Source organism: Candidatus Alcyoniella australis, from assembly GCA_030765605.1.
Taxonomy (GTDB): domain Bacteria; phylum Lernaellota; class Lernaellaia; order JAVCCG01; family Alcyoniellaceae; genus Alcyoniella; species Alcyoniella australis.
The window spans coordinates 1-19,940 of sequence record JAVCCG010000113.1 but is presented as its reverse complement, the minus strand read 5'-3'; the positions used below and the strand labels follow the sequence as shown (position 1 = coordinate 19,940).

Annotated in this window: 23 protein-coding genes and 1 pseudogene; 9 read left to right on the top strand and 15 right to left on the bottom strand. The window is 59.9% G+C overall.

Annotation, left to right across the window (positions count from 1 at the left end; genetic code table 11):
- Positions 1–4: 4 nt before the first annotated feature.
- From P9M14_13480 to P9M14_13445, 8 genes are all read right to left on the bottom strand, one after another.
- A complete protein-coding gene (locus tag P9M14_13480) occupies positions 5–436 on the bottom strand; it encodes a hypothetical protein (GenBank protein ID MDP8256756.1) in 432 nt (143 codons plus the stop codon).
- 90 nt (positions 437–526) lie between these two features.
- Entirely contained in the window at positions 527–1,633 is a 1,107-nt protein-coding gene (locus tag P9M14_13475; protein ID MDP8256755.1) for a hypothetical protein, read from the bottom strand.
- A gap of 479 nt (positions 1,634–2,112) precedes the next feature.
- The gene (locus P9M14_13470) at positions 2,113–2,244 is read right to left on the bottom strand and encodes a hypothetical protein (GenBank protein ID MDP8256754.1); all 132 of its coding nucleotides are present in this window, start codon (positions 2,242–2,244) and stop codon (positions 2,113–2,115) included.
- Positions 2,245–2,546: 302 nt separating this feature from the next.
- Complete coding sequence (locus P9M14_13465) at positions 2,547–3,617, bottom strand: hypothetical protein (GenBank protein MDP8256753.1); 1,071 nt, start codon at positions 3,615–3,617, stop codon at positions 2,547–2,549.
- The gene (locus tag P9M14_13460; protein ID MDP8256752.1) at positions 3,614–3,940 is read right to left on the bottom strand and encodes a hypothetical protein; all 327 of its coding nucleotides are present in this window, start codon (positions 3,938–3,940) and stop codon (positions 3,614–3,616) included. The genes P9M14_13465 and P9M14_13460 overlap by 4 nt, the downstream gene beginning before the upstream one ends.
- 440 nt (positions 3,941–4,380) lie before the next feature.
- Positions 4,381–4,971 (bottom strand): hypothetical protein, encoded by a 591-nt coding sequence (locus tag P9M14_13455; protein MDP8256751.1) that lies wholly within the window; start codon positions 4,969–4,971, stop codon positions 4,381–4,383.
- A gap of 87 nt (positions 4,972–5,058) precedes the next feature.
- Positions 5,059–6,072, bottom strand: coding sequence for an amidohydrolase family protein (locus tag P9M14_13450; GenBank protein ID MDP8256750.1), 1,014 nt, complete (start codon positions 6,070–6,072; stop codon positions 5,059–5,061).
- Positions 6,073–6,184: 112 nt separating this feature from the next.
- A complete protein-coding gene (locus tag P9M14_13445) occupies positions 6,185–6,559 on the bottom strand; it encodes a hypothetical protein (protein ID MDP8256749.1) in 375 nt (124 codons plus the stop codon).
- A gap of 220 nt (positions 6,560–6,779) precedes the next feature.
- Here P9M14_13445 and P9M14_13440 point away from each other — a divergent pair, with 220 nt between their 5' ends.
- Positions 6,780–7,520, top strand: coding sequence for a lysophospholipid acyltransferase family protein (locus P9M14_13440; GenBank protein ID MDP8256748.1), 741 nt, complete (start codon positions 6,780–6,782; stop codon positions 7,518–7,520).
- 17 nt (positions 7,521–7,537) lie between these two features.
- Here P9M14_13440 and P9M14_13435 read toward each other — a convergent pair whose 3' ends face one another.
- The 7 genes from P9M14_13435 to P9M14_13405 all read right to left on the bottom strand — a co-directional run bounded on the left by P9M14_13435 (position 7,538) and on the right by P9M14_13405 (position 15,860).
- A complete protein-coding gene (locus tag P9M14_13435; GenBank protein MDP8256747.1) occupies positions 7,538–8,743 on the bottom strand; it encodes a glycosyltransferase in 1,206 nt (401 codons plus the stop codon).
- 10 nt (positions 8,744–8,753) lie between these two features.
- Positions 8,754–9,536, bottom strand: coding sequence for a methyltransferase domain-containing protein (locus tag P9M14_13430; protein ID MDP8256746.1), 783 nt, complete (start codon positions 9,534–9,536; stop codon positions 8,754–8,756).
- Between the two features lie 43 nt (positions 9,537–9,579).
- Positions 9,580–10,758: a class I SAM-dependent rRNA methyltransferase gene (locus P9M14_13425; GenBank protein MDP8256745.1), complete on the bottom strand. Its 1,179-nt coding sequence runs from the start codon at positions 10,756–10,758 to the stop codon at positions 9,580–9,582.
- 125 nt (positions 10,759–10,883) lie between these two features.
- The gene (locus tag P9M14_13420; protein MDP8256744.1) at positions 10,884–11,624 is read right to left on the bottom strand and encodes a ComF family protein; all 741 of its coding nucleotides are present in this window, start codon (positions 11,622–11,624) and stop codon (positions 10,884–10,886) included.
- A complete protein-coding gene (locus P9M14_13415) occupies positions 11,624–13,960 on the bottom strand; it encodes an SUMF1/EgtB/PvdO family nonheme iron enzyme (GenBank protein ID MDP8256743.1) in 2,337 nt (778 codons plus the stop codon). Before P9M14_13415 ends, P9M14_13420 begins: the two co-directional genes overlap by 1 nt.
- Complete coding sequence (locus tag P9M14_13410; protein ID MDP8256742.1) at positions 13,957–15,078, bottom strand: SUMF1/EgtB/PvdO family nonheme iron enzyme; 1,122 nt, start codon at positions 15,076–15,078, stop codon at positions 13,957–13,959. The genes P9M14_13415 and P9M14_13410 overlap by 4 nt, the downstream gene beginning before the upstream one ends.
- A gap of 59 nt (positions 15,079–15,137) precedes the next feature.
- Positions 15,138–15,860, bottom strand: a complete 723-nt coding sequence (locus P9M14_13405) for an enoyl-CoA hydratase/isomerase family protein (GenBank protein MDP8256741.1) — start codon at positions 15,858–15,860, stop codon at positions 15,138–15,140.
- A 175-nt stretch (positions 15,861–16,035) separates the two neighbouring features.
- Here P9M14_13405 and P9M14_13400 point away from each other — a divergent pair, with 175 nt between their 5' ends.
- The 8 genes and pseudogenes from P9M14_13400 (at position 16,036) to P9M14_13365 (ending at position 19,718) form a co-directional block, all read left to right on the top strand.
- Positions 16,036–16,329: a metalloregulator ArsR/SmtB family transcription factor gene (locus P9M14_13400; protein MDP8256740.1), complete on the top strand. Its 294-nt coding sequence runs from the start codon at positions 16,036–16,038 to the stop codon at positions 16,327–16,329.
- Between the two features lie 15 nt (positions 16,330–16,344).
- Positions 16,345–17,514 carry a permease gene (locus P9M14_13395; protein MDP8256739.1) on the top strand — a complete coding sequence of 390 codons (1,170 nt, stop codon included), beginning with the start codon at positions 16,345–16,347 and terminating at the stop codon, positions 17,512–17,514.
- Positions 17,515–17,745: a thioredoxin family protein gene (locus P9M14_13390; GenBank protein MDP8256738.1), complete on the top strand. Its 231-nt coding sequence runs from the start codon at positions 17,515–17,517 to the stop codon at positions 17,743–17,745. It abuts the gene before it with no gap.
- 16 nt (positions 17,746–17,761) lie between these two features.
- The gene (locus P9M14_13385; GenBank protein MDP8256737.1) at positions 17,762–18,001 is read left to right on the top strand and encodes a thioredoxin family protein; all 240 of its coding nucleotides are present in this window, start codon (positions 17,762–17,764) and stop codon (positions 17,999–18,001) included.
- Positions 17,998–18,402: a hypothetical protein gene (locus tag P9M14_13380; GenBank protein MDP8256736.1), complete on the top strand. Its 405-nt coding sequence runs from the start codon at positions 17,998–18,000 to the stop codon at positions 18,400–18,402. Before P9M14_13385 ends, P9M14_13380 begins: the two co-directional genes overlap by 4 nt.
- Positions 18,402–19,097, top strand: coding sequence for a cytochrome c biogenesis protein CcdA (locus P9M14_13375; protein MDP8256735.1), 696 nt, complete (start codon positions 18,402–18,404; stop codon positions 19,095–19,097). The genes P9M14_13380 and P9M14_13375 overlap by 1 nt, the downstream gene beginning before the upstream one ends.
- Complete coding sequence (locus P9M14_13370) at positions 19,094–19,333, top strand: hypothetical protein (protein MDP8256734.1); 240 nt, start codon at positions 19,094–19,096, stop codon at positions 19,331–19,333. The genes P9M14_13375 and P9M14_13370 overlap by 4 nt, the downstream gene beginning before the upstream one ends.
- A 58-nt stretch (positions 19,334–19,391) precedes the next feature.
- Positions 19,392–19,718, top strand: a pseudogene (locus P9M14_13365) (SPASM domain-containing protein).
- Positions 19,719–19,940: the final 222 nt, after the last annotated feature.

Sequence of the window (19,940 nt, the reverse complement as noted above, 5' to 3'; positions counted from 1 at the left end):
CGGATCACCCTCCCACGTGGTACACGCAGCTTCCCTGGAGCACCACGTAGACCACGCGGCGGTCCGTGCCGTAGGAATGCATACTGGAGTTGATGGTGGTCAACGTGGCCGAGCCGCCACGCCGCACATCGGCCGTCAGCGCGCTGCGCAGGTCCTGCTCCAGGTCAAGGGCCGCGGTCGAGGGCGAGTTTTCGACCTTGATGCAGGCGGTCACCAGCCAGGCGAGTTGGATCCGCGAGTTGGCCCCCACCTGGCTGTCGATGGACTGTCCGTTGGTGATCACGTTGGCGCAGGGGGCCTTGGTGGCCATCTCCCCGGGGTCGGGCCAATGTAGAAACGTCTCGCCGATCGTATAGTGGTAGCCGTTGGCTTCGGTGACCGTTGCCACAGCCGTCTGCAACGACTCATAGATCAACCTGGGAGTTGAACTGCTCATGCTATATCCTGTGAATTCGGGTTCAGCCGCGATGTATTAGAAATAGTTCTTTTATAGACTATTCCTGGATTTAGCGGCGTTTGTCGTTTATCAGTTAATAAATTCTTTGAGCTTCACAATTGCCTGATGCCAAAACATATATATTCTACTGCGTTTTACGATCTCATAAAGCACGACCGTATTTCCTCCAATGGCCAACACGTGATTCCCATCATCGAAGATCTCCAGCGAGAAAAAGTCAGGATGCTGAACCTCGATGCATTTATATTCTCCGCCGCTATCAGGGTAAATATCAAGATAGCGATCATTATAATATTGCTCTAAAAAGCGCTCTGCGTTTATCGGGCTGGGAAATAGATTGCGCGGAAAAGAATTGCACCGATGCGTCAGCCCGTATGCAGCTCGCTCGCCCAGAAAATCATCCCTCCACATCGCCCTATATAATGGGGCTCTTTCCTTTTGTCCAGAGGAGATATCGAGTATCTCCCCTCCTGCTAAAGGATATTTCAATTCGTAGTCTCGGTAATAAACCTTGCCCGGTATTTCATACAGACAGAAAACCGTAGGGATTTTCCTAGTTATTACAGCATCATCAGCTATCCGCCAAAGAGCAACATTAAAACGGCCGTATATCACCAACACAGCCTCGCTTGTCGCCACCACCTCTATCATCAGGTTCGGTTCTTCCGACATCATCTTTGCCAGCGCAATGCTCAGCCCGACCAGCGGCTTTTTGGATTCCGGCCGTGCTATTGGCATCAGATATACGGTATTACCTAAAATTACGATTAAATTATCTTCATCATACCAATCTACGTCTGCATCACTGATTGCCAATCTGTTTTCTATGCCGTCTTTGTTAAAAAACAGAATTTCATCCTTGCACCGGTAAAGCACTCTTTGCCTTGAAGGGCTGATGTTAAAGTCCGATGGTATGCTATACTTACAGTCTTCAGGCAGTATTTCAGATATACGCTGCAGGCGATTGTTGACAATGCCAAATATAGTGAAATGCTTTGCTCTTCCTATGACACACCATCCTTCATCAGTGCATTGAGAACGGAACACCTTGCGATCAAGCTCGACCGAATCCAATATTTCTAATTGCACCCGGCTTTGCAAAAAAAATATTATTATGGGTGTAACAACTATTGCTATTATGGCTACTGTTAAAACATGAAGCTTCTTGCTTTTCATTCTTGTTCCATTATTACAATAATGGTTTTATCCTAATACTCCTCACCCGCCAAGATCTTATTGAGCTCAGATGTATATATATCATCTACAATACTAAAACTGGAAGGCAATGTCCAATGATATTTTTTAAGCAACTCAATTATTATATGCTCCACCCCGGTACGCTTTATAATTTTTAGGAGTATTGATATAGAATACATCTCAACTATTCTCAGCGCAAGATAATCATACGTTCGGTCATCACAAAAGTCCTCTGCTGCTATTAGCTCGCGACACTGATTTTCTATACTTTTATTCGTGTCATAGCAATCTTGCTTGGCATTATCATCTTCAAATTTGTCACACAAATCAGCAAACTCGAAATCCAGTGGATCAGACTCCTCCTTTAACGTTTATATTAGGCGGGCCAGTTCTTCATCCTCTATGGAGGTCCTAACGACCATCTGGATTATCCATTCCACGTTCATGCTATCACCGTTTCAGTTGTGCTGGTTCCTAATTACAGACAGAAACGTCTCGCCGATCGTATAGTGGTAGCCGTTGGCTTCGGTGACCGTTGCCACAGCCGCCTGCAACGACTCATAGATCAAGCGCGGGACCGAACTGTCCATAATTGCCTCTGAGTTGTCGGCTGTAATGACTATTCTCGAGAGAAGGGGGACAGGAAGTCAGCGACAGGCTGGGAACCTTGCCGCCTTTAGAGCATTGTTCATTGTAGCTCAATACTAGCAGTTTCGCGTATGGCTGTCAAGTATTCTTTTACTTGATGGGGAGAATATACTTGCCGTTGCTTCATTGTTGTATTATCAGCAGCTTGATCATCTTATTCTGCTTCATTGTCGTTACTTTATTTGTCTGCTCGGGCCGATTCTTCGTGGTTCCATCAATTGATCATCTGGATGGACTTTGTAAATTACTCAACCGCTGCAAGGCCTTGGAGGAATGTCATGCTCACCCATTCCCAGCACACGGTCAGCAGATTGGATCGCTCAAAGCGGCACAGGTCGACTCGACGCTCTCCGACGAACAGCATGCCGTGGCCGTTGTTGACCACCGCGGAATCTAAGGCTTGCGGGAGTTCAACATTCCGAATGCAATACCGGCTATCCCTGGTAAAGATATTAAATACCACGCGATATCCCTGCACTCCAAACAACCAAGATGGCATATCAAGACCATAGATGGCCTCTTCGCCGAGGAATTTCGCGTGCCAGGCTCTCCAAAATTGATGCGGCATGCTTTGCTGGTCCCAAGTCCTCCAATCCATCAACGCGGTACGGAATACAGGGCCAATCACCCACAGCACCTCGTCCTTACGAACGCCAAAGGGCGGCTCATTCAGGCAGACACGATCAGGGAATTCCCTTACAAGCAGCGTATGATTGTCCAAATCCCAGAGCGCCGCCGCGTCAAAACCGCGCAATGCGACAACAGCGCCGTCCTCTACCCTTACGTCCTGGCAGCGGCCGGGATCGACGGCAAACATCTTCGGCAATACTGCATTCAATTCCTCGAAGGGGATACGATTGTCCGGATCCGGCAATGAAACTAGATAAGCCTGGCCGTCGATCATGGCCACTAAGCTCTGATCATCGTACCAATCGGCCGCAGCGTGTTCCCAGGGGAGGGTCTGCTCAATGCCCGATTCATTGAAAATCACGATCTTATTTTGGAAGCAATACAGGTATCGATCCAGCGAAGGGCTGGCCCTCAACGGAAAAAGAACACTCATACGATCACCGTCATGATCGATGAAGCGGGGCGGTGCGATGCGTTCGCCGTCAACCTCTATTATCACGAACTTCTCGTACGCGGTTAGAACACAGCGGTTGTTGGAGAAACATTGAATCGAATATGGTTCATAATCCAGATCAATTGAATCCACCACGCGCAGGCGATACCCGTAATCGATCGTGCCCAGGCAGATGATAATCCCGGCAATCGCAATCGATATGATCAGCGTGTACAGGATGGCCTTTTTCATTTTCCACTATTTATTATGCCAAAGGTTTCTGGATTGAATGCCGCCTGCTCTTTAAGAATAATTCTAATGTCCATTTTGGACATCGACTCCACTATACTTAAGCTTGGGGGAATTAGCCAATGTAGTTTATTTCTTGTAATATATTCTAGAATGGCAGCAACCACTTTCAGGGCCTTACGCTCTGCCAATATAGACAACCATGGCAAAAATTCCAGCGCCTTCAACCCGATATATTGCGGCAGCTCGTTAAAACACATAGCGTTCGCTTGCGATAACCATAGACATGGATTATATGGCGTTAGTCGCACTTCATAATTTGTCATACCGCCCCCAAAGACTGCTTCCCAACATTCCGCTCGTTGCGTTTCATCGTCAAAGAATTCATCGCACCAGTGATCGGCCTCCTCATTACCACCCTGATAGTAATCAAGGCATCGCGCTTCAAGATCATATATCTCGACACACTTTTGCGCATAAATTCAACCCAATGGATCAGCTACTTTCCGAAGGAATTGAATCAATGCTTTTTATTCTGCATCGCTTGATGAGTTTACCACGACATATTGCATGATACTATGTGGATTCATGTCAATACCCTCTTCGCGTTGATGAATGTATTTACGATCGTTGTGGTGATCATTTAAACCGAAACAAAAACGGCCGCCCGGGGGCGGCCGTTGGTCTATGCTCGATTGTAACCCGATATGAGCAGGGCAACGCATGGTCTGTCAAGCGTTATTTGACAGCCGTGCCCGTGCGCCTGCTACGGGAAGCAGGGGTCGATGCAGTCTCCGAGGTCATCAAAGCACGCTTTGACCTCGGTCACGCCCGGCAGGGCGCTCACCACGCAATCGTCGAAATCGCCGTAACAGGCGTCCATGCAGGTCCAGTTCGTGCCGCACTCGGTGGCCATGCACTCGAAATAGGTGTTGTTGCAGCCCAGTACGCAGTCATACTCAAGGGGCGATTCGCAGGTGTTGGCGATGCAAGTGAGGTTTGCCGCGCGGCAGCTTGCCGGATCCACGCAGTTGGCGTAGGTCGTGGCGCAGCCGCCGATGATGTCGAGCAGATCTTCGATGTTGGTCAGGCCGTTGACGATGCACTCGAGGTAGTCGATGGTGCACTCAAGGTCCTCTTGGCACCATTTGGGATAATCGTCGTCATCATCATCGATGTCGTCATCATCGTCGTCGACATCATCGTCATCATCGTCGGTGTCGTCGTCATCATCATCGTCGGATCTTCCCCGGCCATCATCGTCGTCGTCGTCGCCGGAGCTGCAGGCAACGATCATGGTCGAGAGTGTAAGCGCCAGCAGCGCGACCAAGATCAGCAAGAGGGTCTTGTTTTTCATCGTTGTCTCCTTCCGGTGGCAATATGTATATCAATACTCTAGTTGCGAACAGCGTCCGCGGCAACGGCATTGCGCCGCAATGCATTATCAGTTGTTATCCAGCCCCAGCAGGCGCGCCGCGTTTTCGTACATCACCTTGCGCCGCAGTTGATCGTCGCCCTCGCAGGCGATCACTGTCTTGGCCAGGCCGAAAGCCTGGTGGTAGAACGGCCAGTCCGTGCCGAAGACGATCCGCTCGTGGTCGGCGCGCTCAAAGATCTTGCGCATGCCGATCGCTCCCTGGCACGAGACATCGAGCACCACGTTGGGATAGCGCAGCGCTAGGTCGATCGCCTCGTCGGTCTGCGTGGCGCCGGAGTGGCCCAGGTAAAACGTCACGGTGGGGAATTCGGCGATCGGCTGCTCGTAGAGCTTGACCTGGGTAAAGCGACGTAGCTTCTCAGGCTCGATCCCGGCCGGACCGCAGTGGTAGAGCACGGGCAGGTTGTTGGCCGCGCAACGTTCGTAGAGCTTCATCATGCGCTTGCCCTGAGGATAGAAGCCTTGAGTCGAGGGGTGGACCTTGATGCCCTTGACGCCCATCTTGGCCAACTTGTCGATCCGCTTGGCCGCGCCGGGCGCGTAGGGGTGGGCCGATCCGAAGGTAATCAGCCCGGGGTGGCGTTTGGAGACCTCGAGGTAGATTTCGGAGTTGTGCGAGATCAACGGCAGCTCAATGGCGTGCATCACGCAATGACTGATCTGCAGATCCTTCATTGCCCGCAACAGGTTGGCCGCAGTATGGGTGAGGCGCGCTCCGGGCTTGCGCAGGCAGCCCCAGATCAAGTCATAGTTCATCCGCTCCAGTGAGGGCTTGTCAAAGCTCAGGTTGCCGTAGATCTCCATGTCGATCGGCAGCCCTCTGGTCGGCAGGTAGTTCTCGACCTCGTCGGTCAGCTGTTCCATGTCGATCGATGGCGGTGCAAGGAACTGCAAAGCCAAATGGGTGTGCATGTCGATCACCGGGCCCATGGCCGGATCGAACTTCAGCCGACCATCCTCGATCTCGAAGTAGGGCAGCTGCGCTAGTGCGAAATGGTCGTCGAATTTCTTGGTGTCCATCACGAAGACCTCAACAGGGGTTGTTGCCAAAGAAGCTGAAATTAAAAAGGGGGCGCATAGCGCCCCCTTGTATACACATCACAATGCAAATCCGCGCCAGGCGGCGGATAGATCAACCGAGAATCGTGTCCAGATCCTGATCGCAGCCGCAGCCACCCATGTACTGGTCCTCGACCACGGGCTTGTCGTCGTCGCCCTCGTCATCGTCCAAGTCGTCGTCGTCCAGGTCGTCGTCGTCCAAATCATCGTCGTCATCGTCGTCATCATCATCGTCGTCATCGTCGTCGTCGTCGTCATCGTCGTCGTCGTCGTCGAGGTCGTCGTCATCGTCGACGAGGTCGTCGTCATCGTCGACGAGATCCAGATAATAGTCGTCTGCGTCGACCCAATCGGCCTGCGCTGGCGAGCTAAAGAGAGTCAGGACCAGGGCGGCGCCGACCAATGCTGCAAATACGATGGCGAAAACGGCCATCCCTATATTCTTCATTTGTCTTCTCCCAGTAAGGTCTGAGCGAGCCTAGGGAAGAATTTTTACCATCATCCACGATCTTGGGCAACCCCTGGCGTTCACAATATTACATGATTTTTATTCTGTATTACTCGCTTGGCTCGCTTTGGCCCCAGGGCGATCCGGGCACGAACGATGATCGATCGCTCGGCGCGTGCTACACTCGCAAGCTCGTTCAAGCCCGAAATGAGGATCGTTTGTGGAACAACAGTCAGTAGGCCGCAGAATCGGCGATTTTTTAAGGTTCCTGTGTGTAAGCACCGCCGCGGCTATCACCCTGGTCATCTGGGGCACCCCTTGGAACGTCACCCCTTTTCTGCTGCGCAAGGTCTACTACCGCTACACGGTATCCTGGTTCCGCGCGCTGTTGTTTTTCGCCCGGGCCAAGGTCGAGGCCCAGATCGATCCCAAGCTCGACCTTGAGCAGCCGTACGTGGTGGTGAGCAATCACCTGTCGCACTACGATATTCCGGCCACAGCAGCGGCCATGCCGATGCGGCTGTACTTCGTGGCCAAACGCTCGCTGTTCTTCGTGCCGATTCTCGCCAGCGGACTGCGCAGGCTGCAAATGATCTGTATCGACCGCCGCTCCACAAAGCGGGCCTACTGTAGTTTGGATCAAGCCGTGCAACAGATCGCTCAGGGCTGCACGGTGCTGCTCTACCCCGAGGGCGGCATCGGCCGCCGACCGCATCTGCGCAGCTTTGGCAAAGGCGCGTTCAACCTGGCGGTGCAGGCCCAGGTGCCGCTGCTGCCGGTCGTGGTCTCCGGCAGCTTTGATGTGTTCGACCTGCGGCGGGCCAGCTCGCATCCGGGCATAATCCGTGTCAAGGCGCTCGATCCGGTGCCTACTGCGGGTTTGACGCGCGAGGATGTTCCTCGGTTGGTCGAGCAGGTGCGGCAAATGATGATCGAGGCCGGCGCGGTTCCAGAGGATTGATTCTTATCTAATCCGTATCAGCCGACCAGCAGCCCTTCGAGGGCCTGCCAGTGGACCTGTTCGCTGAAGCGCTCGCGCACCGTGCGCCTGCCCGCGCGCCCGAGTTCCGTAGCGTACTGCGGATCGTCCATCAGGCGTTTAATCATCCGGGCCCAGTGCTCTGCGTCGCCGGGTGCGGCCAGCAGCCCGTTTTGCTCGTGCTCGACCAGCTCGGGCAGGCTGCCGATCTCGCTGGCGATCACCGGCGCGCCGTGGGCCATGGCCTCGAACACCACGTTGGGCGCGTTTTCGTACCACAGCGAGGGGACCAGCACGGCCAGCGCCTTGCGATAGAGCTTGCTCAGCGCCGGATAGTCCAGGAACCCCATATAGCGCACATCTTTGGCACCGGACAGGCTTTGCGAGAGCTCGGCTCCGGCCACCAGCAGCGGCGGCGGATCGTCGATGAGCTTCAGCGCCCGCCGCACAACGTCGAGCCCTTTGTGCTCGAGTAGGTTGCCCACGAACAACAGGTGCTCGGGCCGCGGACGCCTGGTCGTAGACACGGTCGGCGCCAGGGGCGGCAAATAGGCCAGCTTTTGGGGGTCGATACCGAACGCCGCGTGGCGCTCGAGCGTGAAGCGGCTGGGAAACGCCAAGGTGCGCACGTGCTCGAGCACTCCCGCTACGCGCTGGGTGTGCATCGCCGCGACCTTGAGTATGCTCAGGGCGGCCGAGCCCTTGACGCAACGGTGGCGCACCGCGTGCTGCAGGGAATAGACGCATAGCTCGCAAGGACGGCCCTGGCGCAGCATGTCGTAGCGCGGACAGACCAGGCCCAAATCGCTCAGCCGCCAGACCACGGGCACGCCGCAGCTGTGGGCCGCCAGCACCAGCTCGGGGTAGAGCCAGTTACCTAGAGCCAGGGCGTATACCACATCGATGTGTTGGGAGCCGATAGCATGCTGTGCCGCCCGACGGATGCGTGGGGAGTAGATTGTCTGGGCCGCAATCCGCGCACGCTGCAACGGCCCGACCTCGATCTGCTTGTAGTAGACCGCATCGCCGCCCTGGGGCGGATCGGGAAACAGAGAACTGTATTCACTGGGCTCGTTGCGTGCGTAGGCCAGGGCGAACGGCACCACCTGGTGACCGCGGTCGCGCAGCAGGTCCATCGCGCGAAACATATAGCGCTCGGGACCGCCTGAGACGAAATGGCGATGTCCGGCGACCAGCACGCGCACGGTAGCTTCCTCAGTCCTCGTCCGGCCGATCGCCGTACGATGCGTGTTGGGCGCGCGCCGGGTCGTAGGAGACCGGCCCCTTGCGCGCGGAGAGGAACACCCCGTAGTAGCGGCCCCTGCGGAACCAGAACGACGGAGTCGCGGCCCTGCGTGCGTCGTAGGCGATCAGCGGTCCGTTGACCGTGTGCGCGACCCGCCTGCGTGTCTCCAGCAACGTCTCGCGGCGTGCGGTTGGTCCGAGGCGCGCCAGCCGGTAGAGCAGACCGCGCGCCAGGTTGGCGAACCACGCCAGCCGGATTAATCCGCCGCGCACCCGGCGTTCCTGGATCGCGAAACCGGCAGCGCCGAGCAGTCGGCGTAAGGTGCGTGGCGAGTGAATCCGCGGATGGTGTTCGGGGATGTCGTTGTAGTAGGGCACGGAGACCACCAGCACGCCGTCGTCGCTCAGCGCCTCACGCACCAGGCGTAGCGCGCCCAGGTCGTCCAGCAGGTGCTCGAGCACCTCGGCCAGCACTACCGCTCCCAAACTGCCGGGTCGAAACGGCAGGCCCGCGGTCAGGTCGAGCCGTAGGGCGCCTTGCATGTGCCCGGGGAGCACCAGGTCAGCGGCGATCACCCGCCGACCGCGCTGTGCCAGCTCGAACACGTCGCGGCCCCACGAGCAGCCCGCGACCAACACCGGATCGTGCTCGCCCACCAGCTGGGCCACCATCCGCGCAGCGAACTGCTCACGCAGGTCCAGCCGCCGCAGCTCGATCTCTTGGGGAATTCGATCTTTGGGCGCTGTGCTCATCTACCCATTATAGCGACCAAGCCCGCATAATGAATATTGCGGGCTAAGGTAGTTGACAGAGCAGGCCCTTGAGGTAGTCGCCCTCGGGGCAGAATAGGCTGGTCGGATGGTCCGGCCCGGCGAAAAGCCGCGAGACGATGCGCAGTTTCGCCGGCGCGTCCAGGGCCGCGCCGAACACGATTTTTTGGAACAGGTCGCTATTCACGTGGCCCGAGCAGGAGAAGGTCGCCAGGACCCCGCCGGGGTCGAGGCGGCGCATCGATTTAAGGTTGATCTCCTTATAGCCGCGGGCCGCGTCCTTGACCTGGGCTTTACCGCGGGCGAACGCCGGTGGATCGAGCACTACCATGTCGAAGCGGTCCGACCCGGAGGAGAGGAAGTCGAAGACGTTGGCGCAGACTACCTCGGCCCGTGACTCGTCATGATCTCCGAGCCGCAGATTGCGGCGGATAGCATCGCAGATGTCCTTGCTCGACTCGACAAACGTCACGCTCGTCGCGCCGCCTGCAAGCGCATTGAGGCCGAACCCGCCGCCGTAGGCAAAGGCGTCGAGCACCCGGCGTCCAGCGGCCAGCTCGCGCATCAGCCGGCGGTTGGGACGTTGGTCGCAGTAATGCCCGGTCTTGTGCCCTTTGAGCAGATCGATCGCCAGCGGCAGATCGTTCTCGCGGATCGTCACCGGCTCATCCGGCGCCTGGCCATGGAGCACCTCGGTCTTGCCCGACAGGCCCTCGCTCCTCGCGAACTGAGTGTCCGAGCGCAGCAGTACGCCGCGTAAATCCAGCTGTCGGACCAGCGCCCGGGCCACGGTGTGACGGAAACGGTAGGCGCCGATGGCGTGCGCCTGACACACGGCATAGTCGTTGAATCGGTCGACCACCAGCCCGGGCAGGCCGTCCCCCTCGGAGTTGATCAGCCGGTAGCTGTCCGAATCGCGGCCGACCAAGCCGCTCCGGGCTTTGAGGGCTTGCTCGACCCGTTGCACGATGAACTCGTCGTTTAGCGGCTCGTCGTCAAAGGTGAAGATTCGGACCTGAATCTGGCTGTTGGGGTTGAACGTGCCGCGACCGACGAATCCGCCATCGGCAAACACTACGTCGACCACCGCGCCGGGCTCGAGATCCGCGGGCGCGCGTTTGATCGCTCCACTGAAAACCCAGGGGTGGCGGCGTTTGACGCTACGGTCACGATCGGGCTTTAAAACTACCTGCGGATTGGTCATCGTTTACCGTTACTTTCTCTTTGAAATCAGTAAGATTCTAGGCCGTCTCGCTACGAGGACCGTCAGAATTTTGCGCAGCCCCGGTCCGTATAGCACCGCGCCAATCGGCCGTCAAGCAACGCGTTTCAGTGTTCGACCGTTCGCGCTATAGCAAAGACTCCCACTGCAGAGGCGTTGGCCTTGCGTAGCGCTCGGGAGCAGGCGTCGGCAGTGGCGCCGGTGGTGATCAGATCGTCGATCAACAACACCGCCCGCCCGCGGACCATTGGACGATCCGCAACGAACGCGCCTCGTACGTTGCTCCAGCGCTTGACCGCTTTAAGGGTGCTCTGGGGCGGCCCCTGCTTGACGCGGGACAGCAGCCGCGGTTCGTAGGGCATCCCCCAACGTTGGGCGAGCCTGGATGCGATCATTGCGCCGGGGTTGGCCATCCGGCGGCGCAGCCGCTCGGTGGTCATCGGCACGCAAGTCGCCACGTCGTAGTCCGCCAGGTTCAGCGCGCCCGTGGGACGCTGAATCAACTCGACCAGGGCGCGCACCGTGGCGTAACGTTGCTCGAACTTCACCGCCTGGATCATCTCGGTCATCACGCCGCTATAGACAAAGGCCGCCCGCGCCACGTCGAACTGCACCCGGTGTTCCAGGCAGCTCGAGCAGGTGTGTTCCGAGCCCTGGGCCGAGACAAACGGCTTGCCGCAACGCTGGCAAAGCACTCCCTGCACGGGCTCGAGATCGGCACGGCAGGTCGCGCACAGCACGTCCTCCTCGGCCAGCAGCGTTCTGCAGCCGTGGCAGACCGGAGGAAGGATCGTCTGCAACAGCGCGCGGCCTAGCCCGACGATCTGTTGCGGCAATTGATTGACCATCAGGGCTGATCCGATTGCACGGGTTGCCAGACGCAACGCACGCCGTTGTGGTCATTGGCAACGTAAAGGTAATTACCGTCGATCACGTCGAGCCGGGCGGTGTCGGCCAGAGTCATCCAGCTTCCGCCGCGCAGCTCGCCCATGTCCACCGGGTCCAGGGGATTGCGCTGGCGGCCGCTGTTGTCGACCCACTCGTAGGCGTTGCCTGCCTGCTGTAGTGTTCCGAATGGTCCTGCTCCAGAGGTGAAACCGTCCACCGGCGCCAGCCAGGGGTAGCCATCGGCGTCGCCCCAGACGTTGGCCCGCGAGGCCTCCCACAGGTTGCCCCACGGATAGAGCCGCGAGTCGTTGCCGCGCGCCGCGATCTCCCACTGATCGCCGCTGGGCAGCCGGCCGCCCAGGGACCGGCAAATTTGGTCGGCCCCGTACCAGGTAATGCAGGTCGCGGGCATCCGCTCACATCCGGCCAGCGGGAGGTAGCGTCCGTTGCGGCGGACCACCTTGATCGCGCCGTGGCGCAGGTCGACCAGCTTGTCGACCGGCTCCCCATGCAGTTCGTTGAGCACCGCGGCGAGCTGTGCGTTGGTCACCTCGTACTTGCCGATCTCGAACGCCTCGACCGCGACCGCCCGTCCGGGGGCGTCGCCCGACGCGCCGACGCGATAGGTTCCGGCGGGCACGAGGACTTTATCCTCGGCAGGGACATCGAGGTTGCCCGGAGTGCCCAACCAGCGCTCGGGATCTTCGTTAAAGCGGTTGACCAGCAGCGAGCGGCCGTCGTAGGAGCGGGATACGCTCCACATCCCCGGCGGGCCGCCCTTAAGCGCCTCACCTTCGATAGACGAGTCGGGCAACAGCGCGCTACGGTACTCGACTATCGGCCGCTGCAGGCGGACCTCGCGCTGGGTGAACACGGCAAATGGCGCGATCCCCTCCAGCAGGCCCTCGACATCGGGGTACCAGTGCGGATCGATCAGCGCCGGGCGGTGTCGACTCAGCACAGCCCAGATTTCGAGGTAGGCCGCGCCGCGGCGGAACATCGGCATGGCCGCGCCCATCTTCACCGCCTCGGGAGGAATTACACGCACCGGCGGTCCGGGCTGCACGGCGGCCGCGGGGCCCAACGCACGCTCGCCCCACGGGGTGCTCAGCGGCCAGCAGCAGCGCAGGCCGTTGTGCTCGTTGGCCGCGGTGATTTTATTGTTGTCCTGGCGGTCGCTGCGCGCGGACTGGGCCAGAGTGTTCCAGCCTCCACCCCGCAGGTTGGCCGCCGGCACCTTGCCTTGCGGGCTGTCGCTTGGGGCGCGGTCGATCCACTCGAAGACGTTGCCCGCCTGGTGCAGCGTGCCAAATCGACCTGCACCCCGGGGCATCGAGTCGGCCGGGGCCAGCCAGTTGTAGCCATCCTCAGCCTCGTAGAGGTTGACCCGCGCCGGGTCGAAATCGTCGCCCCATGGGTAGGGCCGGTCGCTGACCCCCCGGGCGGCGAGCTCCCACTCGCGGTCGCTGGGCAGCTTGCCGTGGGCAGCCATACAAAATGCATCCGCCCCGGCCCAGCCCACGGCTGTGACCGGATAATCCTCGCACCCGCGTAGCGGCAGATAGCGGCTCTGATACAGCACGATCTTGGCCGAGGGGTGATACAGATCGTAGTACTGCTCAACAAGCGCCGGATCGCTCAGAGAATTGAGAAACGCCGCGTATTGAGCGTTGGTCACCTCGATCCGTCCGATCCGGTACAGCGGCGCGTCCGCCCGGCGCAGCACCGAGCTGTAGCGTTCGAGCTGTTTGAACTTGGCGCCGCCGCTGTCGAACAGCCGACCGACGCTGATCAAAATCCGATCGCGCTGATCGATCTCCAGTTCGCCGGGCTCGCCCAGCCAGGCCTGGGGGTCGTCGGCAAACGAGTTGAGCAGCAGCGCCCGGCCCGAGGTATCGTAGACCATGCGCCACATCCCCTGCGGGCATCCCAGCAGCGTCGCGCTCTCGGTGCTGCGGGAGTGAATCAGCGCGGCGCGGTATTCGATGACCGGCCGGTCCAGCCGCATCTGCGGCCGCGAGAATAGGGCGAAACGCTCGACCTCGGGCCAGTCCGCGGCCAGCGGTTCGTACCACTCGGGCGCGACCAGCACCTTGCCCAGGGGCAACGAGCGCGCATTGAGCGCGGTGTACCCCGCCGCGCGTTTGGTGATGAAAATCGCGTAACAGATGGCGCGCTGCTCGGGCGTAGCCGGCGGAGTGTCATCCACCGGCTCGGGCTCGCAGGAGCATCCCGAGCCCAGCAACAGCAGGCAGCACAGCAGCGAGGTCAACAGCCCGGCACGTAACGAGATCACCAGGCGCACCGGAATCCGTTGTGCTGGTTGGCGGCGTCGAAGCGGTTGTTGTCCACAGCGTCTGAGCGCGATGTGAAGTCCATGGTGTCCCAGGCCCCGCCGCGTAAATCACAGCCAATCACCGGCCCGTTGGCCGGTGGCCGGTCGGGATGCGCTACCCACTCGTAAACGTTGCCCGCCTGGTGCAGGGTGCCTAGCGCACTCGCCCCCTGGGGCATCGAGTCAGCCGGGGCCAGCCAGTCGTAGCCATCTTCGTCGCCGTAGATGTTGGTGCGCTGCCGTTCGAAGCTATCGCCCCAAGGGTAGAGTCGGCGTTCGTACCCGCGGGCGGCCAGCTCCCACTGAACGTTTGTGGGCAGGGCGCCGCCGGCCGCACGGCAGAAAGCGTCCGCCCCGTGCCAGGTCACGCAGGTTACCGGATAGTCCTCGCAGCCCAGCAGTACGCGATACTGTTCGCCCTCAAACACTATCTTAGCCGCCGGGTTGTTCAGGTCGTAGAGCTTGTCGATTTGCCGCGCCTCTGTAAGCTGATTGAGAAATGCGGCGAACTGACCATTGGTTGTTTCGAGCCGGCCGATCTGGAACGGTTCGAGCTCCACGGGCATTGCGATGTAGGTGGTCAGCCCTCCGAGCTGGTCCAGGTCCTTGGAGCCGCCGGCCGTGAACGTGCCGCCGGGAATCGGCAGCCGATCGGATTGTGGCGTGACCATACTCCCCTGGGAGGCCAACCAGCGGAAGCGATTCTTGCCGTAATGGTTGGTCAGCAGCACGTAGCCCTCGCCCGCGTCCTGGGCGGTCCACATGCCCGATGGACAGCCCAGCAGCGAGTCCGCATCCACACCGGGACGCAGCAGCGCGTGCTTATAGTCGATTACCGGCCGCGGCAGGCCATCGCCCGGCTCGGAGAATAATGCAAATCGTACAAAGTCGTGATGCTCGCCCAGACGCTGGATCAGCTCGGGGTGGATCAGCAGCGGGCCCGTGGCCACGGCGCGCTCGATTGAGGCGGCAAGCAGCGGATCGAGGGTCTGATATTGAGAGCGATCTTTCCCGCAGGCGAAGCAAAGCATCAGCGCCGCGAAGACGATCAGGGTTAAAGCGAGGCGGGATCGTTTCATCGGCCTGTCATTCTAACCGAACGAGGCCCGCGATCCGAGAAGGCTGCGCGGCGTAACCCTCAGCCCAGGCTTGCGCTCATCCGCGCGATGAACTGCTCAGCGGCCTGGGGGTCCTCCTCGGCCATGATCCGCAGCACTTCGGAGCGGTTGCCGCGCTTGATCGTGCTGTAAGTTGCCATGTTGGCCAAGCCGAGCTTGGTTCCCAGCTCGATCGCCTTAGGCAACAGCTCGTCCGGAGGATGTGTCTGGTCGACGAACCCCATCTGCTTGGCCTGCTCTGCTGTGAAGCGGCCGCCGGTGTAGGCCATCTCGCGGAAGCATTTCTCGCCGGCGGCGTCCTTGAGGATCGCGGTCATTCCCGGCCAGAACGGAATATCGATCTGGACCTCGGGTAGGCGCACGAACCCGCGCTCGGAGTTCATCAGCCTGTAGTCCATGCACGCGGCCAAAATCGCGCCCGCGGCCACGGTGTGCCCGTTGAGCGCGGCGATCAGCGGCTTGGGATAGCCGGTGCACACGGCCAGCATCTTGCCTAACAGCCCGAGGAACTCGCGCAGCAGGTCGATGTCTTTATTGGCCGTGGCGATTATCCAATCGAGGTACAGCCCCGTGGAGAAGATCTTGGGGTTGTTCGAGGTGATGACCACCGCGGTCACGCCCTCGTCAGCCTCGAACGCGGCCAAGGCCTCGAGAAACTCCATGATGAACGGGGTATTGAAACGGTTCTGCTCCTCGTGGTGCCAGGTGATGACCCCCACCGGTCCCTGCTTTTCAGTGCTCATCAACTCCATCGGCGTCCCCCGTTGTTGTTCAATGCGGCCGGGCTGTGACAGGATTTATAAACCACCCTCGGACGCGAAGCAAACCCGGCCCACGGCTCTGTTGTGCGGGCTCTTGACTGAGGAATACTATTTAGCTATATAGCTAAATAGCAAAAAAGAACGCAAGGCGGAAAATATGTCGGAACACAGAATCTATGAACAGCGCGCGCAGGTTTTCAAGGCTCTGGCGCATCCCAGTCGGCTGATGATCGTCGATGCGCTGCAGGACGGCCCCAAGCCCGTGGCCGAGCTGGTGCGCCTGATCGGCGCGGAGTACCCCACGGCCAGCCGCCACATCGCAGTACTGCGCGAGGCCGGGATCGTGGTCGAGGACCGCAAACAGGGCAACATGGTTTTCTATCGTTTGCAGGTGACGTGCATTGCGGGCTTCTTCTCCTGCGTACACAAAGTGATCGAGCAGCGCAGATAGGGCGGGGATCGACCGATGAGCGAGCGGCGCAAACTTATCCTACTGATCGCGGCATTTTTAGGGGCCTACCTGCTGCCGTTGGGCGACGAGCGCGTGCGCGGCGCGCTGCTCGAGGCGTTTTGGATGCTGCGCGACTATGCACGCGAACACGTGTTGTTCTGCCTGGTCCCTGCGTTCTTCATCGCCGGAGCCATCGGCGTGTTCGTGTCCCAGGCCGCGGTGATGCGCTATTTCGGCGCGCAGGCCAACCGCGTGTTGGCTTACTCGGTGGCCGCGGTCTCCGGCGGCATCCTGGCGGTCTGCTCGTGTACCGTGCTGCCGCTGTTCGCGGGCATCCACCGCCGTGGCGCGGGGATCGGCCCGGCCGCGGCGTTTCTCTATGCGGGCCCGGCGGTTAACGTGCTGGCGATTGTGCTCACTGCGCGGGTGCTGGGCTGGAAGCTGGGGCTGGCGCGGGCGCTGTTCGCCGTGGGTTTCTCGATCGTGATCGGGCTGGTCATGGCGCTGATCTTCCGTCGCGAGGAGCAGGAACGCGCGGCCTCCGGGATGTTCGCCTCAACGGCCGAACAGCCGCGACCGCTGTGGCGCACCGGCCTGTACTTCCTGTCGATGGTGCTGATTCTGGTCTTCGCCGCCTGGGCCAAGCCCAAGACTGACGGCGGCCTGTGGCACGCGATCTACGCGATCAAGTGGCCGGTGGTCGGTGTGCTGCTGCTGGGGCTGGGGCTGATGCTCCGCAGTTGGTTTAATCGCGACGAGCTGCGCGATTGGGTCGATTCGACCTGGGATCTGACCAAGCAGATTGCCCCGCTGCTGCTGGCAGGCGTGCTGGTCGCCGGGTTCCTGCTCGGACGGCCGGGCATGGACGCCGGAATCATTCCCGGCCGTTACGTGGCCTCGTTGGTGGGCGGCAACTCATTGAGTGCCAACCTGTTTGCCTCGGTGGCTGGGGCGCTGATGTATTTCGCCACCCTGACAGAGGTGCCGATCCTCGAGGGACTGATCGGCGCGGGCATGGGACAGGGCCCGGCGCTGACCCTGCTGCTGGCCGGGCCCGCGCTGTCGTTGCCGAACATGATCGTGATCTACGGCGTGCTCGGTCCACGCAAATCGAGCGTCTACTTCGCGCTGGTGATCGTGATGTCCGCTGCTGCGGGCACGCTCTACGGCGCGTTGGTGCAATAGATGAAAATCGAGGTGCTCGGGCCGGGCTGCACGCGTTGCGAACGAACCTATGAGACCGTGCGCGCCTACCTTGAGGAGCGCGGCCTGCAGCACGAGCTGGTCAAGGTTGACAAGGTCGACGAGATTATCAAATACGGCCTGCTGGCCATGCCCGCGCTGGTGATCGAGGGCAAGGTCGTGTTGAGCGGCAAGGTGCCGCGCAGGCGCGATCTGGAAAAACTACTGGGATAAAACCAAGGAGACCTCGATGAAGATCAAGGTGCTGGGACCGGGCTGCCGCAATTGTCATGCGCTGCTCGAGACCACTAAGACCGCCGTGGCCGAGCTGGGGCTGGACGCCGAGATCGAGTACGTCACGGATATCGACAAGATTATCGAGTACGTGGCGTTGACTCCGGGCCTCGTGGTTGACGGCAAGGTAGTACATCAGGGCAAACCGCTGCCCAAGCTTGACGCGGTCAAGCGACTGCTGAAGGAGGCAAAATGAAAACCGTGCGTATATTGATGGTTTCAACAATTCTGGTGATGCTGCTTTGCGTCGGCTCCTCGGCTTCGGACGCACAGCCGGCCGAGCAGAGCACGATCTACTTTCTCCATCAGTCCAACGCCTGCCACTGCATCGATGTGGCATGCCAGGCCGCGCAGCCGCTGGCCGACAAGATCGAGGGCGCACTGGCCCAGGGCATCACGCTAAAACGCCTCGACTATGCAAAGCAGCCTGAACAGGTCGACGCGTTAACGAGCCGCTACAAGCTGTTTACTTTTCCCGCGGTGCTGGCGGTCGGAGCGGACGGCGCGGAGCTGTACAAGGCCCAGGGGCGGTTGGACAATGAGCTAGTGTTCGGCGAGCTTGAGCAACTGGGACTGGTCCTAAATAAGCCCGATTGATGCAGGGTCTGTTCGACAACGTCGGAACCTATATCCAGACCAGCCCCTGGCTGGCGCTGGTCGTGGTGTTTCTCGGCGGCCTGCTGACCGCGAGCAACCCCTGCGTGCTGGCGATGATTCCGCTGACAATCGGCTTCGTCTCCGGCGACAACGCTATCAAGTCCACCAAGCGAGCCTTCATCTTCTCGCTGCTGTTCGTGCTCGGGCTGGCCGTGATGTTCACCGGCATGGGCATTGCCGCAGCGTTGCTGGGCAAGCTGTTCGGTCGGGTATCCAGTGTCTGGAACTTGGTGGTGGCCGGGGTCTGCCTGCTGATGGGTTTGCATCTGACGGGGTTGCTGAAAATCCCGATTCCGCAATTGAACGTCAATCCGAAACTCAAGGGCACTGCGGGCGCTTTTGTGCTCGGGCTGCTGTTCGGCGTGGTATCGGCGCCCTGCGCAGCGCCGATGCTGGTGGTGCTGTTGGCCTACATCGCGGGCAGCGGATCGTCGGTTGTTTACGGCGGCCTGTTGCTGCTGGCCTATGCCTCGGGGCATTGTGCGTTGATCGTGGTCGCCGGAACCAGCATGGGCGCGGCCAAGGCGGTCATTGAAAATAAACGGCTGACCTCCGCCACCAACTTGCTGCGGCGTGCCGCTGGCGTGCTGATAATCGTTGTCGGCGGATTCTTCGCATTCCGGGGATTGCGATGAGCGCATCGATCACCCGCAAGCTGTCCCTGCTCGACCGTTACCTGACCCTCTGGATTTTCGTGGCGATGGCCGTGGGGGTGCTCGGCGGCTACCTGCGGCCGGGAGTCGCCGAGTTTTGGAATCGATTCTCGGTGGGCACGACCAACGTGCCGATCGCCGTGGGCCTGATCCTGATGATGTACTCGCCGTTGGCCAAGGTACGTTACGAGGAGATGGGCCGCGTGTTCCGCGACTAGAAGGTGCTCGGCCTGTCGCTGGTGCAGAACTGGGTCGTCGGGCCGCTGCCCGTTCGCCTGGCGCGGGTCGGCTGCCGTGGCCTGGAACGGCGCGGTCAGCCCCTGTGTGACGTTGCTGCACACCCATCATTGCCTGCTCTACGGACGCCCGCGTCACGTGCGTAGCTTCCACGTGGGCAACGTCAGTCAGCAAGATCTGGCCGCGATTTGGCGCTCCAAACAGTTCCGCAGGTTTCGCACCGGGGTGCGCGAGTTCGACTTCTCGCCCTGTCCCAGCTGCGGCGGCTGCTCCCTGGCCGAGGCCAACGAAGAGGACTGCTTTGGCAACGAATTTCCCACCTGCGGCGGCTGCCTGTGGGCCAAGGGATTGCTTGTTTGTCCTTAGGCGCTTTTACGGCGCTCTCGATCCTTACTCTGGGTCAACGAACCACTCCGCGTCGGCAGGTCTGATCAGGCCGGCTGGTCCTGGGGCTCGGCAATGCGGCTTCGAGCCGCCTATGAAAGAGGGCAGTCAAGTATCGTTGCTGGTTTTCCTCCGGCGAGGATGATTTCAGCTCCCTCCATCCGCCTATTCGAGGTCTTGCGCCTCAGATCATCGTTCGAACGG

Excerpts from the sequence above, each read along its gene's own strand:
- P9M14_13480 (MDP8256756.1), bottom strand. The coding sequence starts at position 436 with ATGAGCAGTTCAACTCCCAGGTTGATCTATGAGTCGTTGCAGACGGCT.
- P9M14_13475 (MDP8256755.1), bottom strand. The coding sequence starts at position 1,633 with ATGAAAAGCAAGAAGCTTCATGTTTTAACAGTAGCCATAATAGCAATA.
- P9M14_13470 (MDP8256754.1), bottom strand. The coding sequence starts at position 2,244 with ATGGACAGTTCGGTCCCGCGCTTGATCTATGAGTCGTTGCAGGCGGCT.
- P9M14_13465 (MDP8256753.1), bottom strand. The coding sequence starts at position 3,617 with ATGAAAAAGGCCATCCTGTACACGCTGATCATATCGATTGCGATTGCC.
- P9M14_13460 (MDP8256752.1), bottom strand. The coding sequence starts at position 3,940 with ATGACAAATTATGAAGTGCGACTAACGCCATATAATCCATGTCTATGG.
- P9M14_13455 (MDP8256751.1), bottom strand. The coding sequence starts at position 4,971 with ATGAAAAACAAGACCCTCTTGCTGATCTTGGTCGCGCTGCTGGCGCTT.
- P9M14_13450 (MDP8256750.1), bottom strand. The coding sequence starts at position 6,072 with ATGGACACCAAGAAATTCGACGACCATTTCGCACTAGCGCAGCTGCCC.
- P9M14_13445 (MDP8256749.1), bottom strand. The coding sequence starts at position 6,559 with ATGAAGAATATAGGGATGGCCGTTTTCGCCATCGTATTTGCAGCATTG.
- P9M14_13430 (MDP8256746.1), bottom strand. The coding sequence starts at position 9,536 with ATGAGCACAGCGCCCAAAGATCGAATTCCCCAAGAGATCGAGCTGCGG.
- P9M14_13425 (MDP8256745.1), bottom strand. The coding sequence starts at position 10,758 with ATGACCAATCCGCAGGTAGTTTTAAAGCCCGATCGTGACCGTAGCGTC.
- P9M14_13420 (MDP8256744.1), bottom strand. The coding sequence starts at position 11,624 with ATGGTCAATCAATTGCCGCAACAGATCGTCGGGCTAGGCCGCGCGCTG.
- P9M14_13410 (MDP8256742.1), bottom strand. The coding sequence starts at position 15,078 with ATGAAACGATCCCGCCTCGCTTTAACCCTGATCGTCTTCGCGGCGCTG.
- P9M14_13405 (MDP8256741.1), bottom strand. The coding sequence starts at position 15,860 with ATGAGCACTGAAAAGCAGGGACCGGTGGGGGTCATCACCTGGCACCAC.
- P9M14_13400 (MDP8256740.1), top strand. The coding sequence starts at position 16,036 with ATGTCGGAACACAGAATCTATGAACAGCGCGCGCAGGTTTTCAAGGCT.
- P9M14_13395 (MDP8256739.1), top strand. The coding sequence starts at position 16,345 with ATGAGCGAGCGGCGCAAACTTATCCTACTGATCGCGGCATTTTTAGGG.
- P9M14_13390 (MDP8256738.1), top strand. The coding sequence starts at position 17,515 with ATGAAAATCGAGGTGCTCGGGCCGGGCTGCACGCGTTGCGAACGAACC.
- P9M14_13385 (MDP8256737.1), top strand. The coding sequence starts at position 17,762 with ATGAAGATCAAGGTGCTGGGACCGGGCTGCCGCAATTGTCATGCGCTG.
- P9M14_13380 (MDP8256736.1), top strand. The coding sequence starts at position 17,998 with ATGAAAACCGTGCGTATATTGATGGTTTCAACAATTCTGGTGATGCTG.
- P9M14_13375 (MDP8256735.1), top strand. The coding sequence starts at position 18,402 with ATGCAGGGTCTGTTCGACAACGTCGGAACCTATATCCAGACCAGCCCC.
- P9M14_13370 (MDP8256734.1), top strand. The coding sequence starts at position 19,094 with ATGAGCGCATCGATCACCCGCAAGCTGTCCCTGCTCGACCGTTACCTG.